This is a genomic window from Pseudomonas sp. P7758 (assembly GCF_013386485.1).
Classification (GTDB): Bacteria; Pseudomonadota; Gammaproteobacteria; order Pseudomonadales; family Pseudomonadaceae; genus Aquipseudomonas.
The window spans coordinates 1-16,653 of sequence record NZ_JACARS010000014.1 but is presented as its reverse complement, the minus strand read 5'-3'; the positions used below and the strand labels follow the sequence as shown (position 1 = coordinate 16,653).

The following is a 16,653-nucleotide window of genomic DNA, read 5'->3' as shown; positions in this document are numbered from 1 at the left end:
CTCCTTTGGCCTGTATGAAAGCGCGGCTCAGCGCTTTGCCGCGGCCTGCAGTTGTTCGGGAACGGGGGAGTCGCACTGGCAGCTCGAGCGCTCGCCGGTGTCGATGTTCATCAGGGTCATGGCGCCGCCCCATACGCAGCCGGTGTCGAGGGCGAACACGCCAGGTTCATCACACTTGCCTTCCAGGGCTGCCCAGTGGCCGAAGATGATCTTCGTTTCACGGGTCTTGCGCTCCTTGTGGGCGAACCAGGGCTTGTAGCCGGGGAGGGCGGTGTCGGCGCCTTCCTTGCTCTTGAGGTCCAGCTTGCCTTCGGCGGTGCAGAAACGCATGCGGGTGAAGTAGTTGGTGATCACCCGCAGGCGCGCGACGCCGGTCAGTTCGTTGTCCCACTTAACGGGTTCGTTGCCGTACATGCCATCCAGGTAAGCGGTGTACAGGTTGTCATCGGCCAGGGCTGCTTCGACTTCACTCGCGCACTTGAGGGCTTTCTTCAGCGTCCACTGGGGTGGAATGCCGGCATGCACCAAGGCGGTGTCGCGGCTCTCGTCGTAGTGCATGAGTTTTTGCCGGCGCAGCCAGTCAAGCAGCTCGGTGCGATCCGGCGCTTCGAGGATTTCCCGCAGGGTATCGCCCTTTTTCAGGCGCTCGATGTTATTGCCGGCGGCCAGCAAGTGCAGGTCATGGTTGCCCAGTACGCACACCAGGGAGTCGCGCATGCCATAAAGGAAGCGCAGGGTTTCCAGGGATTGCGGGCCACGGTTGACCAGGTCGCCCACCAGCCACAGGCGATCCTTGGCCGGGTCGAAGGCCACGCGCTCGAGCAGGCACTTGAGCGGTTCCAGGCAGCCTTGCAGGTCGCCGACGGCATACGTCGCCATCAGTGCAGGGCTCCAGGCACCGCGAGACGGAACGGGGCGATGATGGCGTCGAAGTGTTTGCCGTCGTCGGCGAGCATCTGGTAGCTGCCTTGCATGTTGCCGACGCGGGAGGTCATGACAGTGCCGCTGCTGTAGGTGTGGCTCTTGCCTGGGGCGATCAGCGGTTGTTGGCCGACCACGCCGGCGCCGCGGACTTCCTCGACCTGGCCGTCACCGTCGGTGATGACCCAGTGGCGCGACAGCAGCTTGGCAGGCAGCTCGCCGTTGTTTTGTACGGTAATGGTGTAGGCGAACGCAAAGCGGTTCTGCTCGGGTTGCGATTGTTCCGCCAGAAAGCGGGTGACGACGCTGACGTCGATCTGATAACGAGGATCGGACATACAAGAGGCCTTAAAAGCAAAAGCGGGGGAACAGCGGATGCCGGTCAGTCTAGGCCCGTAGGCGCTGGCTTGCCAGCGATGGCGATCGTGAGTGCGCCATCGCCGGCAAGCCGGCTCCTACTATTTATTCAGCCACTGGCGCAGGCTGAATGGCGAGCTGGTCAGCCAGGCGCACGAAGGCGGCCAGGTCCAGCTGCTCGGGGCGCAGGCTGCCGTCGACGCCGGCGGCCTCGATTTCAGCGTTGCTGAGCAAGGCCTTCAGCGTATTGCGCAAGGTCTTGCGGCGCTGGTTGAAGGCTTCGCGCACCACGCGCTCCAGCAACTTGTGATCTTTGGCCGGGTGTGGCAACACCGCGTGAGGCACCAGGCGCACGATGGCGGAGTCGACTTTCGGCGGGGGGTTGAACGCGCCAGGTCCGACGTTGAACAGGTGCTCTACGCGGCAATGGTACTGAACCATGATCGACAGGCGACCCCAGTCACCGCCTCCAGGACCCGCTGCCAGGCGCTCGACCACTTCCTTTTGCAGCATGAAGTGCATGTCGCGGATGATGCCGGCGTTGTTCAGCAGGTGAAAAATCAGCGGGGTGGAGATGTTGTACGGCAGGTTGCCGACCACTCGCAGGCTGTTGGGCGCTGCATTGAGGCTGGTGAAGTCGAACTTCAGCGCATCACCCTGGTGCAGGTTGAAATTGGGCATGCCGGCGAACTGCTGGTTGAGGATCGGGATCAGGTCCTTGTCCAACTCAACCACGTCCAGCTGGCCGCCGCTTTTCAGCAGGCCTTGGGTCAGGGCGCCCTGGCCCGGGCCGATTTCCAGCAGGCGGTCTTCGGGCTTGGCATGGATGGAACGCAGGATGCGATCGATCACGCCAGCGTCGTGCAGGAAGTTTTGCCCGAAACGCTTGCGCGCCCGGTGTTGGTAATGCTCGGTCATATACGGGTCTCGGCCATCTGATAGGCGGTTTCCAGGGCCACGTGCAGGCTGCCGGTATCGATCTTGCCGCTGCCTGCGAGGTCCAGGGCTGTGCCATGGTCGACGGAGGTGCGGATGATCGGCAGGCCCAGTGTCACGTTGACCGCGGCGCCGAAGCCTTTGTACTTCAGCACGGGCAGGCCCTGGTCATGGTACATCGCCAGCACTGCGTCGCAGTGCTCCAGATATTTGGGGGTAAACAGAGTGTCGGCAGGCAATGGGCCGCGCAGGTCCATGCCTTCAAGGCGCAGACGCTCCAGGGTTGGTTCGATGATGTCGATTTCTTCATGGCCCAGGTGACCACCTTCACCGGCGTGGGGGTTGAGCCCACAGACCAGGATGCGTGGTTGGGCGATGCCGAATTTCTGTTGCAGGTCGGCGTGCAGGATGCGTGTCACACGCTCCAGTCGCTCGGGGGTAATGGCGTCGGCAATCTCGCGCAGGGGCAAGTGAGTGGTCACCAGCGCCACCCGCAGGTCACCGGTTGCCAGCATCATCACCACTTGTTCGGTATGGGTCAGCTCAGCGAGGAATTCGGTATGACCGGAAAAGGCGATGCCTGATTCGTTGATCACACCCTTGTGTACCGGGGCGGTGATCATCCCGGCAAAATCCCCGTCGATGCAGCCCTGGCCGGCACGGGTCAGGGTTTCCAGGACGAAGGCAGCGTTGGCCTTGTCCAGTTGCCCGGCCACGACCTTGGTCGCCAGCGGGGTATCCCATACGTACAGGCTGTTGGCCGGTGCCGGCAGATCAGGCCAGTTGCCCGGGCCCACCGGCAGCAGATCGACAACCACACCCAGTTGCGCGGCCCGCTCAATGAGCAGGTCGCGGCTGGTAATGGCAATCAGGGGGTGTGGCTGGGGGTGCGAGGCGAGCAGCAGGCACAGGTCAGGACCAATGCCGGCCGGCTCGCCGGGTGTCAGTGCGAAACGCTTGGGTGTCACTGGGCTGCCTGGTCGGTGCCTGTTTGGTCGGCACCAGGAAGCTTGTTCTCTACGTAGGCTTCGTCACGGATCTGACGCAACCAGGTTTGCAGCTCTTCGTCGTATTTGCGGTTACGCAGTACGGTCAGGGCTTGCTGCTCGCGGGCCTGGGTGGTGTTGTCAGTGGCGCGACGGCCAAGGACTTCCAGCACATGCCAGCCGTATTGGGTCTTGAACGGCTTGGACAGCACGCCTTGCGGGGTCTTGGCCATGACGTCCTGGAACTCTGGAACCAGTGCCTTCGGATCGATCCAGTTCAGATCGCCGCCGTTAAGCGCCGAACCCGGGTCTTCGGAATAGCTCTTCGCCAGTTCGCCGAAGTCTTCGCCCGCTTCGATGCGGTCATAGAGCTTTTGGGCCAGTTCCTTGGTTTGGGCTTCGGTACGGATCTCGCTTGGCTTGACCAGGATGTGACGAACGTGAACTTCGTCCTTCATCTGGGCTTCTTCGCCACCGCGCTTGCCGAGCAACTTGAGGATGATGAAACCGCCAGGCGTACGGGCAGGCTGGGTGATACCACCAACTTCCATGGCGCTCAGCTCGCGGTCGAACGGTGGTGGCAGTTGCGCGGCTTTACGCCAGCCCATGTCACCGCCTTCGAGGGCGTTGTCGCTGCCGGACTGGGCAATGGCCATCTGGGCAAAGTCGGCACCTTGCTTGAGACGGTCATAGATAGCCTGGGTTTTCGCTGCGGCAGCATTGAGCTGTTCAGCGTTGGCGCTGTCTGGCGTAGGCACCAGGATGTTCGCCAGGTGCAGTTCTTCGGAAAGCTGCATCTTGCCAAGGTCGGAGGCGAGGAAGTTCTTCACTTCCTGCTCGGACACCTGAATCCGTTCGGCCACGCGACGCTGACGTACACGGCTGATGATCATTTCCCGGCGAATCTGGTCACGGGCGTCCTCATAGGACAGGCCGTCGTGAGCCAGGGCCGCGCGGAACTGATCAACACTCATGTTGTTGCGCTGGGCGATGGTGCCGACAGCCTGGTTCAATTCTTCGTCGCTGATACGGATACCGGAGCGATCGCCGATCTGCAGTTGCAGGTTTTCAACGATCAGGCGTTCAAGCACCTGCTGGTCCAGCACGCTGGTCGGCGGTACGCCGCCGCCACGCTTGGCGATGGTTTGCTGAACTTCCTTGACCCGTTGGTCCAGTTGGCTCTGCATGATCACGTCGTTATCGACGATGGCCACTACCTTGTCCAGCGGTTGAACCGCAGCGTGAGCTGCGGCGGTACCCAGGAACAGCGCGCCCAGCATCAGCGGGCGCAGACAATCAGAAAGCTTGGTCTTCACGTTCACGATAACCTTCAATGCCTTTGTCGAGGAAGCTCTCTACCTTGGCGCCGGTCAGGCCGCCGAGTCCTTTAAGGACGATCTGGAAGAAGAGCCCGTGGTCACCCTTTTCGTTCAGCGGGGCGATCTGGCTGTATTCGTCGTTGGAAACCCAGTAACGGTTGATGACGCGCAGTTTCCAGCAGCAGTTGTCGTACTCGAAACCACCGAAGGCTTCCAGGGTACGGTTGCGGGCATAGTCATACTGCCAGCGGGTGATCAGGTTCCACTGCGGAACGATCGGCCACATCATCGAGAAGTCGTGTTGCTGGATTTTGTAGTAATCCTTCACGAAGTTGTCGGTGCCCGGAGTGCCGTAGTCACCACCAAACTGCCATTTGCCGGTCAGCTGGTTGTACACCACCTGGTCGTTGCGATAGCGGTAGCCGACGTTGATAACCTTGTTCGGGTTGTCTTCCGGCTGATAGTGGAACATCGCGCTGCCGGAGCGTGGGCTGTGGCTTTCCGGGTCCCAGTTGTAATCGGCAGTGGCGCGCCAGTCACGGTTGAAGCGGAACTCGTAGTCCAGGGCGATTGGCGAAACATCAGACTGTGCGTCCGCACGGTCCGAGGCCAGGATGCCCGGCAGTTGAACTTCGCGGTTCTTGAAGTACACGGCCTCGCCGATGCTGACGCGTTGGCGTTCGAAGCCGTTTTCTTCGATCCAGCGGCTGGTCACGCCCAGGGACAGTTTGTTCTCGTCGCCGATGCGGTCAGTACCGCTGAAGCGGTTGTCACGGAACAGCGACGCGTAGCTGAACGAGTACTCACCGCTGTCGAATACCGGGATATCGCCCTGGTCCTTGTTCGGTACATACAGGTAGTACGCACGAGGCTCCAGAGTTTGACGGTAGTCTTTGCCGAACAAGTTGGTGTTGCGGTCGAAGTACAGGCCGCTGTCGATGCTGGCAATCGGAATTGCACGGTCTTGCGAGCTTTTGAAGGTGCCACCGGCATAAGGGTTGGCTGCAGTTGACGCGGCTTGCGCTGCGATAATCTGGTTTTTGCCGATGCTGTCCAAATCAAGATCGTACTTGGTATAGACGTACTTCAACTTTGGCGTAATAAAACCGTAGGTCCAGTTCATCGGGTAGTCGACTGCCGGCGCAACGTTCAGGCGAGTACCGTTTGCACGGGTCAGGCCGGTTACGTAGGTGTCGAGCCGCGGCGATACGAGCCCGTTTTCATCCGTGAAGCTTCCGTTCTCCAAGTCCCGATCAAAGCGTACGGCTTCGGTCTCGTAGGTGAAGTTCACCCCGCCTGGATGGTACGGCAGCGTGCCGTTGAAGGTGATCTGTGGCAAGCGGTCATACGGCGTGATCTGGGAGATCGTTGCCAGCTGGTATGCCTGCAGGTTCAGCTTCGCCTGGAAGGTGTCACCGCGATAGGTCACCGAACCTTGCTGGTTCACGTAGTCCTGGCTCTTGATCCCTTCCTGATAGGACTTCAGATCCTGGAAGTAATAAGGGTCGCTGATGTTGGTGTAGTCGACCTGGGTCAGTACACGCGAGTCCAGCCCGCCCTTGTGCTGCCAGTTGATCATGTAGCGATCTTTTTCGTAGTCGGTCTGGCCTTTACGCTCGCTGCTGTCGTCGTTCAGGTACGCGCCGCCGAACTGGCCTTCGCTGGACTTGGTGAGGTAGCGGAATTCGCCTTCCATCAACAGGCCGCGCTTGGTCATGTATTGCGGGTACAACGTGGCGTCGTAGTTTGGCGCCAGGTTGAAGTAGTACGGCGTAACCAGCGTGAAGCCAGTCTCGCCACCGGTGCTGAAGCTCGGCGGCAGGAAGCCGGATTGACGACGGTTGTCGATCGGGAAATAGATATACGGGGTGTAAAGGATCGGAATGTCCTTGACCCGCAACGTCACGTTGGTCGCGGTACCGAAACCGGTGGCCGGGTTGAGCGTGATGTTGTTGCCCTTGAGCTGCCAGGCGTTGCTGTTCGGCTCGCAGGTGGTGTACGTACCGTCCTTGAGACGGATGATGGCGTTTTCGGCACGCTTGGCGTACAGGGCGTTACCGCGGATGCGCGATTTGTGCATCACGTATTCGGCGTTGTCGACCTTGGCGGCGCCGGTGTCCAGCTGGACTTCAGCGTGGTCGCCCACCAGCAGGGCACCGTTGTCGCGCAGACGGACGTTGCCGTTCAGCTCGCCACGGTTCTCGGCCTGGTACAGGTTGGCCTCGTCGGCCTCGACCTGCATGCTGCCCTGGCGCATGACGACGTCACCGGCCAGGGAAGCAACTTGTTGTTCCTGCTCGTAACGAGAGACCTTGGCGCCGATGAAGGTCGGCGCGTCGCTCTTGTTCGTCTTGTCGTTCATGCCAGGACGGATCGGCTCGATGTACGCGCCGGAGCAGTACGGGCCGGTTTCGGCCAGTTGTGCGGCGGTGAGCTTCTCGCGAGGGACCCAGTCCAGGTGGCTATAGTCGGCGCTGCGCGAACGCAGGCCGCGGCCCTTGGCTTCGGTGACCAGAGCGGTCTGCGGCACGGCCTCGGCGGTGCCGCCGGACTCGCCTTGCGGCGTGCCACTGGCAGAGCTGACGGCACTGCCGTCATGCACCGGGCGCGGTGGCAGCGGGGCTGCGGCCGTTTTCGGCGCGCAATCCCAGGCACCCGAAGCAGAGACTGAGCAGTCATACTGTTCCGCGGCGACCACGAATGAGGTGGCGAAAGGTTGCATGGCCAGCAGACTGCCGGTTACCAGCAACGGAAATTTTCTACGAAACGCGGGGGATTTCAATGCCATCTTATTAGTCCGGGCTTCCTGCGTGCCATCTGCCCGCGGTGTGGGCCGCACGCCTCTCGATGGTCTGAAAAAGATGCGTGATAATAAAGCATGACCCGCTTGACGGCTAGCGCCGTCGGAGACCCTTGTAATGCCCGACCAAGATCTACGTTTGCAACAGCTGAAAGTCTGGCTTGATGAGCAATTGCCAGGCCTCTTTACCACCCAGGGCTGGGGTGTCGTACCCCCGGCCACGTTGACTGCGGCCAGCAGTGACGCGAGTTTCAGGCGTTACTTCCGGTGGGAGGGAGGAGGTCGCAGTTTTGTCGTGATGGACGCTCCACCCCCCCAGGAAAACTGCAAACCTTTCGTCGATATCGCTCATTTACTCGGTCAATCGGGAATAAATGTTCCGAAAATTTATGCGCAAGATCTGCTTCGCGGCTTTCTTTTGCTGAACGACCTGGGGAAAAAAACCTATCTGGACGTGATTACGGCTGAAAATGCCGATCAATTGTTCGCCGATGCCATCGACGCATTGCTGGCTTTCCAGCAATTGCCGATGGAAGCCCCATTGCCCAGTTATGACGTCGCGCTGTTACGTCGGGAGCTGGAATTGTTTCCTGAATGGTACGTTCGCCGGGAGCTGGGCATCGAGTTCGACGCCCGGCAGCTTGGCCTGTGGCAACGCGTCAGCGGACACCTGATCGACAGCGCCCTGGCCCAGCCCAAGGTCCTGGTGCATCGCGACTATATGCCGCGCAACCTGATGATCAGCGAGCCGAACCCCGGCGTGCTGGACTTCCAGGACGCAGTCTACGGCCCGGTGACCTACGACATCACGTGCCTGTTCAAGGACGCCTTCCTCAGTTGGCCGCAGGCCCGCGTTCGGGAATGGCAGCGCGGTTACTGGCAGCGCGCCGGCGCGCTGGGTATCCCGGTGCAGGCGGACTTCGAGGAGTTCCTGCGGGCCAGCGACCTGATGGGCGTGCAGCGTCACCTCAAGGTGATCGGCATCTTCGCGCGCATCTGCCACCGCGATGGCAAGCCGCGCTACCTGGCGGACGTGCCGCGCTTCTTCGCTTATATAGAGGCGGTGCTCGCGGACCGGCCAGAGTTGAGCGAACTGGGTGAATTGCTGGCGAGCCTGCGCGTCGAGGCGGTGGTATGAAGGCCATGATCCTGGCCGCCGGCAAAGGTGAGCGGATGCGCCCGCTCACCTTGCACACGCCCAAGCCGCTGATCCAGGCCGGCGGCAAGCGCCTGATCGAGTACCACCTCGAGGCGCTGGCGAAAGCGGGCTTTACCGAGATCGTCATCAACCATGCGTGGCTTGGCCAGCAGATCGAAGGCTATCTGGGCGATGGCTCGCAGTACGGCGTACGCATCCAGTACTCGGCCGAAGGCGAGCCGCTGGAGACCGGCGGCGGGATCTTCAAGGCCTTGCCGCTGCTGGGGGACGAACCGTTCCTGGTGGTCAATGGCGACATCTGGACCGACTACGACTTCGCCAGCCTCCACCAGCCACTGGATGGGCTGGCCCACCTGGTGATGGTCGACAACCCGCCGCACCATCCGTCCGGCGGTGATTTCTACCTGAAGGACGGCGCGCTTCATGATGCCGCCGCCGGTGCCGATAACCTGACCTTCAGTGGCATTTCCGTACTCCACCCCCAGCTGTTCGCGGGTTGCAGTGCGGGTGCCTTCAAGCTGGCGCCGCTGTTGCGTGACGCCATGGCGAAAGGGTTGGTGACGGGGGAACACATGAACGGACGCTGGATCGATGTCGGGACGCTGGAGCGCCTGGCGCAAGTCGAAACCCTGCTGACAGCGGGGCACTAGGATGTTGTGGCCAGGGACTCTGATCGGAGCCGGGGCGGGCTTTGCCATTGCCAGCATTCCGGGGGCCATGTTGGGCGCACTGCTGGGCCAGGCGCTGGACCGGCGCCTGGAACTGCAAAGCTGGGCCCAGTTACGCGAGCGCCTTGGCGGCCGGCCGGCGCTGCGCAATGACGAGTTGCTGTTCGTGTTGCTCGGCCGCCTGGCCAAGAGCAACGGCCGGGTAGTGGACGGGCATATCCAGCAGGCGCGCCAGGAAATGCGCTCGCTGGACATGGCCGAACCGGCCCAGCGCCGTGCGATTGCCGCGTTCAATCGCGGCAAGTCCGGCTCGGACCGTGTACGCAGTTATCTGGGCGTGCTCAAGGCCCAGCCCCATGCGGCGGAAGGTGTGCTGCGTGCCTGTTGGCGCATGGCCTGGGCGGACGGCAAGGCCAGTACGGCCGAGCGCGAGTTGATTGAACAATGGGGCAAATGGCTGGGTTGGACGGTCCAGCAGATCCAGGCGCTGGCGGCTGACTATGAGCCGGAGCGCAAGCCGTTGGCCAATCGTGGCGGGGCTTATCAGGAGGCGTTGCGGATTCTGGGGGTGACGTCGACGACGGAGCCCGCGGTGATCAAGCGCGCTTACCGGCGCCTGCTGAGCCGGCACCACCCGGACAAGATTGCCGGCAGTGGCGCCAGTCCAGCCCAGGTGCGGGAGGCGACCGAACGTACCCGCGAGCTGCACAACGCCTACGCGCTGATTCGCGAAAGGCGAGACTTTCGCTAACAGAATCATCAGGCGCTGCTTTTTTATGGTGTAAACCGGATCAATTGTGGGAGTGGCGGTGCGACGATTCGACTTGCTCGCGAATGCGGTGGATCAGTAACAGATGCAGTGACTGACTCACCGCATTCGCGAGCAAGCCCGCTCCCACATTTTGTTCTCCAGTGTTTTTGAGATTTACGATCAGTCTCCGGGATTTTGCGGGCTCAGCCACCCGCGAATCCGCCGGTACAGCTGCTCTTGCCCTGCCTGGCTGTTATCGGGGAGGGCCTTCAACGACACCTGCTTGTAGCTGTCATTCTTCAAACGCTTGCTGGCCTGGGAACGTTCCTGGGCCGCTTTGCGTGCCTGGGAGTTGTCCTGGTAGAAAAAGTCTGCCGTGGCCAGCTTCAGTTTCGGTGCCAGTTGTTGCAGGTCCGGGGCACGGCCCGCCGGGGTCTGCCCGGCCACCATGACAAATTTCTGCACCTGCGCCGGTTGTTTTTCACTCAGGTAACGCGCGGCCCACCAGGCGCCGGTGCCGTGGCCGAGCAATACGACGCTGCGGGCATTCTGGGTCTGGGCGAAGGCGAGGGCGGCGTCAATGCGCGCGAAGATTCGCGTGGTGTCGGTCTTGTCTTGTTCATCGGTGCCGGGAACCACGGCCGGGTCAGTGCCTTCCGCTTCGGCGCTGGCGGCTTGCTCCACGGGTTTGGCGACGGTGCTGGCGTCTTTGCTGCTGGTCTCCACGGTCGCCTTGGGCGATTCGATGACGCGGGGTGGCAAGGTGTCCAGGGTCAGGTCCGGCAGCGACAAGCTCAGGGTGCCCCAGGAGGCGTCCGGCAATTTCTTGCGCAACGGCGCGATTGCTTGAGGCCAGTCAGCACTTTCGCCGTTGCCCGGGACGATAATCACCACGCCTTCAGGCTCACCGCTGTTGGCCGGCTTCCACAAAGCCAGGAAAGAATCGCTGCCCGCCTGCAACTGTTGTTGTTCCTGCTGCGGGATTTGTCGTTCCAGGGCGTTGGCTTCTTCCTGGCTGCGCTCCGGCAAGGGCTGGCGCACCACCGGTTTTTCCGGGGCGGGAGCGGGAGTGTCGGCGGCCTCGACACAAAAGGCGCTGGTAAACAGCAGCGACAGGCACAATGCTGGCAGTGCCGAGCGGTGGGAAAGTGGCATGGTTGATTTCCGGCCAGAAGTGATTCCGGCAGCCTAATGGGTTGGTCAGTATTTGTCAGTGATATGAGACGTGGATCATGGGTTTTCGCTGCCTGCTGGTTATCGGCTGTATATGCTTTCCCTTGATTGCGGGCGCCGTGCCTGCGCCTGCCACTCACCAGGCGCAGCTCGATGCCGGCCAGCGCGAATGGCTCGAACAGCATCCCGACCTGCGGGTCGGGCTGGTGTTACAGGCGCCTTATGCCCAATACGATCGGCGCTTGCAGCGGCTGTCCGGGGCCAACGTCGAATTGATGCAGTGGCTGGCCAAGGCGCTGAATATCGAACTGACCTGGCGCAACTTTCCCAATCAGGAGCAACTGGAGGCGGCGGTGCGTGACGGCGAGGTCGACCTCGCCCCCGGCCTGCTGCAAACCCCGGCCGGCCTGCGCCTGTGGTTGTTCTCCGATCCGTATATGCGCGTGCCCCAGCACATTGTCGGGGTTCGTGATGGCAGCACCGCAGTCGACCTGGAGAAACTCGACGACCAATCCCGCGTCGCCGTGCGCATGCCCAGCGCAGTGGCGGATTACCTGCGCAGCACCTACCCGAGCCTCAACCTGCAAGGCGTGCCCATGGAGCGCCAGGCCCTGCAATTGCTGGTGAGCCAGCAGGCGCGGTATGCGGTGGTGGATGAGGCGCAATTGAGCCGGTTGTCGGGCGAAACCGAGTTCGCCGGCCTTGCCGTGGTCGGCGATATCGGCCTGCCGCAATTGCTGCGGGTGGCCACGCGGCGCGACTGGCCCGAGCTGGCCGATATCATGCAAAGCGCCTTGCGCGCGATTCCCGCTCGTGATCTGGACCAGTTGCACAGCCGCTGGCTGCAGCCCAAATACCCACGGGTGACCGAGTCCCCCGGCTTCTGGCAAAACCTCACGTTGCTGCTGGGCCTGCTATTGCTCGCCAGCCTGGCCGTGGTGTTCTGGCAGCGCCGTCAGCAACGCGGCCTGGAGCATAATCTGCTGGCCGCCCGCGAAGAAAGCGCCGCCCGCGCCGCCGGTGCCGAAGCCTTGCGCCTGACCCAGTTCTCCATCGACCAAAGCACCGTCGGTATCCTCTGGGTCAATTGGGACAGCCATGTGCGCTACGCCAATCAGGCGGCGGAAACCATGCTCGGCTACGCCCCCGGCGCCCTGATCGAACGCCCGCTGATCGAGTTCGACCCGACGCTGACCATGGACCGCTGGCTCAACCTGTGGAAGCGTGCCCGGGCCAGCGAAGACGGGCCACAGAGCTTTGCCACCAATTGCCTGCGCGCCGATGGCAGCGTATTGCCAGCCGATGTGTCCCTGAGTTTCCTGCGCTTTGCCGACGGCGAATACCTGGTGGTCTACCTCAACGATGTCACCGAGCGTCGCCGGGCCCTCGCGGCGTTGCAGGAAAGTGAGGCGCGGCTGCAAGGGATCGCCGCCAATGTGCCGGGGCTGGTGTTTCGCCTGGAGCGCTTGCCGCGCAGCGAGGCGATCGAGTTCGCCTACATCAGCCAGGGCAGCGAGGGCCTGGTGGGTTACGCGCCGGAAGTGCTCAGCCATCCGGCCATGGGCATTCGCAGCCTGGTGCATCCCGACGACCGCGCCAGTTATCACCGCACCCAGGACCAGGCCATCGAGACGGAGAGCAACTGGGCCTGGCAGGGCCGCATCCTGACCCGCCTGGGCGAGCAGCGCTGGGCCGATATCAAGGCCGTGCCCCGGCGCCTGGAAGACGGCGCCGTGGTTTGGGACGGAATTGTCTGGGACATCAGCGAGAGCAAGCGCATCGAGCTGGAGCTGGACGCCTCCCGCGCGCAATTGCGGGAATTGTCGGCCCACCTGGAAACCGTGCGCGAGGAAGAGAAGGCCCGCATCGCCCGGGAAGTGCACGACGAGTTGGGGCAGATGCTCACCGTGCTCAAGCTGGAGACCTCGATGTGCGAGCTGACCTACGCCCAACTGGATCCCGGCCTGCACGAGCGGCTGAACAGCATGAAGCGCCTGATCGCCCAACTGTTCCAACTGGTACGCGATGTGGCCACCGCCTTGCGTCCGCCGATTCTCGATGCCGGGATTGCCTCGGCGATCGAATGGCAGGCCCGGCGTTTCGAGGCCCGCACGCAGATTCCGTGCCTGGTGCAGGTGCCGGATAATCTGCCGGCGCTGAGCGACGCCAAGGCCATCGGCCTGTTCCGCATCCTGCAAGAGGCACTGACCAATGTGATGCGCCATGCCCAGGCGCATACTGTCGAGCTGACGCTGGTGGTGGAGGGCGCGCACTTGCGCCTGACCATCAGCGACGACGGCGCAGGTTTCGTCCAGGCTCCCGGGCGCCCTGTATCGTTTGGCCTGGTGGGCATGCGCGAGCGGGTGCTGATCATGGGCGGGCAGTTGAGCCTGGACAGCGCATTGGGCGAAGGCACCACCCTGAGTGTGACGGTGCCGCTGGATTGATAACCAAAAGAAGAGGACATCCACAGTGATCCGTGTACTGGTAGCTGAAGACCACACCATCGTTCGCGAAGGCATCAAGCAACTGATCGGCCTGGCCAAGGACCTGCTGGTGGTGGGCGAGGCGAGCAATGGCGAGCAGTTGCTGGAAACCCTGCGCCACGTGCCTTGCGAGGTGGTGTTGCTGGACATCTCGATGCCTGGCGTCAACGGCCTGGAAGCCATCCCGCGGATCCGTGCGCTGAACAATCCCCCGGCGATCCTGGTGCTGTCGATGCACGACGAAGCGCAAATGGCCGCCCGTGCGCTGAAGGTCGGTGCCGCAGGCTACGCCACCAAGGACAGCGACCCGGCGCTGCTGCTGACCGCGATCCGCAAGGTCGCGGCGGGCGGGCGGTACATCGACCCGGACCTGGCCGACCGCATGGTCTTCGAAGTCGGCCTCACCGATTCCCGCCCATTGCACTCGTTGTTGTCGGAGCGCGAGTTCTCGGTATTCGAGCGCCTGGCCCAGGGCGCCAACGTCAACGACATCGCCCAGCAGTTGGCGTTGAGCAGCAAAACCATCAGTACCCACAAGGCGCGCCTGATGCAAAAGCTCAATATCACCTCCCTGGCGGAACTGGTGAAGTACGCCATGGAGCACAAACTCCTATAGCGGCATACCTGTTTGCGACTGCCTGCCGAGCGCCGCGCTGCCCGGTCTTGCTGCTTGTAGCGTGGGGTTTGTAACTGCTCTGTTCTATCCCCGCCATCCGTGTAGGGCAATCCCTACCCCAAACCTTCCATCCTGCTGATGCCAATCTCTCCGGGCCCCCGATTTGCGCGGTCTTGCCCTGGGACTACGCTTGTTCCACGGCAGTCCAAAACAAAAAGGTGCGGGTATGAGCGAGGTGGATTCAAATGATGTGCTGGTCAGCTTTCGTGGCGTGCAGAAGAGCTACGACGGCGAGAACCTGATCGTCAAAGACCTCAACCTGGAGATTCGCAAGGGCGAGTTCCTGACCCTGCTCGGGCCGTCCGGGTCTGGCAAGACCACCAGCCTGATGATGCTCGCCGGTTTCGAAACCCCCACCGCCGGCGAGATCCAGCTGGCCGGCCGCTCCATCAACAACGTTCCGCCCCACAAGCGCGACATCGGCATGGTGTTCCAGAACTACGCGCTGTTCCCGCACATGACCGTCTCCGAGAACCTGGCGTTTCCGCTCTCTGTACGCGGCCTGAGCAAGACCGACATCAGCGAGCGGGTCAAGCGTGTACTGAGCATGGTCCAGCTCGATGCCTTCGCCCAGCGCTACCCGGCGCAACTCTCCGGTGGCCAGCAGCAGCGGGTGGCCCTGGCCCGGGCGCTGGTGTTCGAGCCACAGCTGGTGCTGATGGACGAACCCCTCGGCGCCCTCGACAAGCAACTGCGCGAACACATGCAGATGGAGATCAAGCACCTGCACCAGCGCCTAGGCGTGACGGTGGTGTACGTGACCCACGACCAGGGCGAAGCACTGACCATGTCCGACCGGGTGGCGGTGTTCCACCAGGGCGAGATCCAGCAGATCGCTGCCCCGCGTACCTTGTACGAAGAACCGAAAAACACCTTCGTCGCCAACTTCATTGGCGAGAACAACCGCCTCAATGGCCGCCTGCACAGCCACACCGGCGACCGCTGCGTGGTCGAGCTGGCGCGCGGCGAAAAGGTCGAGGCGCTGGCGGTGAACGTCGGCCAGGTCGGCGGCCCGGTGACCCTGTCGGTGCGCCCTGAGCGCGTCAGCCTGAATGGCTCCAGCGAAAGCTGCGTCAACCGTTTCTCCGGGCGCGTGGCCGAGTTCATCTACCTGGGCGACCACGTGCGGGTGCGCCTGGAAGTCTGCGGCAAGACCGATTTTTTTGTGAAACAACCGATCGCCGAGTTGGACACAGCCCTGGCGGTCGGCGACGTGGTACCGATTGGCTGGCAAGTCGAGCACGTTCGCGCACTCGACCCACTTCTAGAGGCGAATTGATCGCCCCCTTGCTTCACCAACCTCACACGTGGAGAGAACAACAATGTTGAGATCCCTGAAATATTCCGCCCTGGCCCTGAGCTTGATGGGCGCGACACAGGCCATGGCAGGCCCTGATTTGACGGTGGTGTCCTTTGGTGGCGCGAACAAGGCGGCGCAGGTCAAGGCCTTCTATTCACCGTGGGAAAGCGCGGGCAACGGCAAGATCGTCGCCGGCGAATACAACGGTGAAATGGCCAAGGTCAAGGCCATGGTCGACACCAAGAGCGTGTCCTGGGACCTGGTGGAAGTGGAGTCGCCGGAACTGTCCCGTGGCTGTGACGAAGACATGTTCGAGCCCCTGGACCCGAAACTGTTCGGCAACCCGGGCGACTACGTGAAGGGCGCGATCCAGCCGTGCGGCGTGGGTTTCTTCGTGTGGTCCACGGTGCTGGCCTACAACGCCGACAAACTGAAAGCACCGCCAGGCGGCTGGGCCGATTTCTGGGACACCAAGAAATTCCCGGGCAAACGCGGCCTGCGCAAGGGCGCCAAGTACACCCTGGAATTCGCCTTGATGGCTGACGGTGTGGCGCCGAAGGATGTGTACAAGGTGCTGGCCGGCAAAGATGGCCAGGACCGTGCGTTCAAGAAGCTCGATGAGCTCAAGCCGTATATCCAGTGGTGGGAAGCGGGCGCCCAACCGCCGCAGTACCTCGCTTCTGGCGATGTGGTGATGAGTTCTGCCTACAACGGCCGGATCGCTGCCGTGCAGAAAGAAAGTAATTTGAAAGTGGTGTGGAACGGCGGGATCTACGATTTCGACGCCTGGGCCATTCCGAAAGGCCTGGCGAAAGACCGTGCTGACGCGGCGAAGAAGTTCATCGCCTTCTCGGTGCAGCCGCAGCAGCAGAAGACCTATTCGGAAAACATCGCCTACGGCCCGGCCAATACCCAGGCGGTACCGTTGCTGGCGAAGGACATCCTGAAGGATATGCCGACTACCCCGGAAAACATCGCCAACCAGGTGCAGATCGACGTGAGCTTCTGGGCGGATAACGGTGAGCAACTGGAGCAGCGCTTCAATTCCTGGGCTGCCAAGTAACCACCGCACCCAGGGTGGATGGGCTTTTTGTGGCGAGGGGGCTTGTCCCCCGTTGGGC

The 16,653-nt window shown here is 62.3% G+C and carries 14 protein-coding genes; 7 read left to right on the top strand and 7 right to left on the bottom strand.

From position 1 onward, the window contains the following. Positions 1-27: 27 nt before the first annotated feature. The 6 genes from HX873_RS03325 to HX873_RS03300 all read right to left on the bottom strand — a co-directional run bounded on the left by HX873_RS03325 (position 28) and on the right by HX873_RS03300 (position 7,307). On the bottom strand, positions 28-879 hold the full coding sequence (locus HX873_RS03325) for a symmetrical bis(5'-nucleosyl)-tetraphosphatase (RefSeq protein ID WP_003210997.1): 852 nt from the start codon (positions 877-879) through the stop codon (positions 28-30). After that, positions 879-1,259 carry a Co2+/Mg2+ efflux protein ApaG gene (apaG, locus tag HX873_RS03320; RefSeq protein ID WP_003210996.1) on the bottom strand — a complete coding sequence of 127 codons (381 nt, stop codon included), beginning with the start codon at positions 1,257-1,259 and terminating at the stop codon, positions 879-881. Before apaG ends, HX873_RS03325 begins: the two co-directional genes overlap by 1 nt. Positions 1,260-1,383: 124 nt before the next feature. Then, entirely contained in the window at positions 1,384-2,196 is an 813-nt protein-coding gene (rsmA, locus tag HX873_RS03315) for a 16S rRNA (adenine(1518)-N(6)/adenine(1519)-N(6))-dimethyltransferase RsmA (RefSeq protein ID WP_003210994.1), read from the bottom strand. Next, positions 2,193-3,182 carry a 4-hydroxythreonine-4-phosphate dehydrogenase PdxA gene (pdxA, locus tag HX873_RS03310; protein ID WP_003210992.1) on the bottom strand — a complete coding sequence of 330 codons (990 nt, stop codon included), beginning with the start codon at positions 3,180-3,182 and terminating at the stop codon, positions 2,193-2,195. The genes rsmA and pdxA overlap by 4 nt, the downstream gene beginning before the upstream one ends. Then, the gene (locus HX873_RS03305) at positions 3,179-4,516 is read right to left on the bottom strand and encodes a peptidylprolyl isomerase (RefSeq protein WP_003210991.1); all 1,338 of its coding nucleotides are present in this window, start codon (positions 4,514-4,516) and stop codon (positions 3,179-3,181) included. The genes pdxA and HX873_RS03305 overlap by 4 nt, the downstream gene beginning before the upstream one ends. After that, the gene (locus tag HX873_RS03300; RefSeq protein WP_177122375.1) at positions 4,497-7,307 is read right to left on the bottom strand and encodes an LPS-assembly protein LptD; all 2,811 of its coding nucleotides are present in this window, start codon (positions 7,305-7,307) and stop codon (positions 4,497-4,499) included. Before HX873_RS03300 ends, HX873_RS03305 begins: the two co-directional genes overlap by 20 nt. A gap of 130 nt (positions 7,308-7,437) precedes the next feature. Between HX873_RS03300 and HX873_RS03295 the strand changes: the two genes are divergently transcribed. The 3 genes from HX873_RS03295 to HX873_RS03285 are packed head-to-tail and all read left to right on the top strand — an operon-like array spanning position 7,438 to position 9,897. Further along, on the top strand, positions 7,438-8,457 hold the full coding sequence (locus HX873_RS03295) for an aminoglycoside phosphotransferase family protein (protein ID WP_177122374.1): 1,020 nt from the start codon (positions 7,438-7,440) through the stop codon (positions 8,455-8,457). Then, positions 8,454-9,128: an N-acetylmuramate alpha-1-phosphate uridylyltransferase MurU gene (gene murU / locus HX873_RS03290; protein WP_177020667.1), complete on the top strand. Its 675-nt coding sequence runs from the start codon at positions 8,454-8,456 to the stop codon at positions 9,126-9,128. The genes HX873_RS03295 and murU overlap by 4 nt, the downstream gene beginning before the upstream one ends. A gap of 1 nt (position 9,129) precedes the next feature. Then, a complete protein-coding gene (locus HX873_RS03285; RefSeq protein WP_003210983.1) occupies positions 9,130-9,897 on the top strand; it encodes a TerB family tellurite resistance protein in 768 nt (255 codons plus the stop codon). A 180-nt stretch (positions 9,898-10,077) separates the two neighbouring features. Here the strand turns inward: HX873_RS03285 and HX873_RS03280 are convergent, their stop codons facing one another. After that, entirely contained in the window at positions 10,078-11,052 is a 975-nt protein-coding gene (locus tag HX873_RS03280; RefSeq protein WP_177122373.1) for an alpha/beta hydrolase family protein, read from the bottom strand. A 77-nt stretch (positions 11,053-11,129) separates the two neighbouring features. On the opposite strand from HX873_RS03280, the gene HX873_RS03275 reads away from it, so the two are divergent. From HX873_RS03275 to HX873_RS03260, 4 genes are all read left to right on the top strand, one after another. Next, the gene (locus tag HX873_RS03275; protein ID WP_177122372.1) at positions 11,130-13,517 is read left to right on the top strand and encodes a PAS domain S-box protein; all 2,388 of its coding nucleotides are present in this window, start codon (positions 11,130-11,132) and stop codon (positions 13,515-13,517) included. Positions 13,518-13,542: 25 nt separating this feature from the next. Then, on the top strand, positions 13,543-14,172 hold the full coding sequence (locus tag HX873_RS03270) for a response regulator transcription factor (protein ID WP_003210977.1): 630 nt from the start codon (positions 13,543-13,545) through the stop codon (positions 14,170-14,172). A gap of 226 nt (positions 14,173-14,398) precedes the next feature. Then, the gene (locus HX873_RS03265) at positions 14,399-15,511 is read left to right on the top strand and encodes an ABC transporter ATP-binding protein (protein ID WP_003210974.1); all 1,113 of its coding nucleotides are present in this window, start codon (positions 14,399-14,401) and stop codon (positions 15,509-15,511) included. Between the two features lie 43 nt (positions 15,512-15,554). Beyond that, positions 15,555-16,595, top strand: a complete 1,041-nt coding sequence (locus HX873_RS03260) for an ABC transporter substrate-binding protein (RefSeq protein WP_177122371.1) — start codon at positions 15,555-15,557, stop codon at positions 16,593-16,595. Positions 16,596-16,653 lie beyond the last annotated feature (58 nt).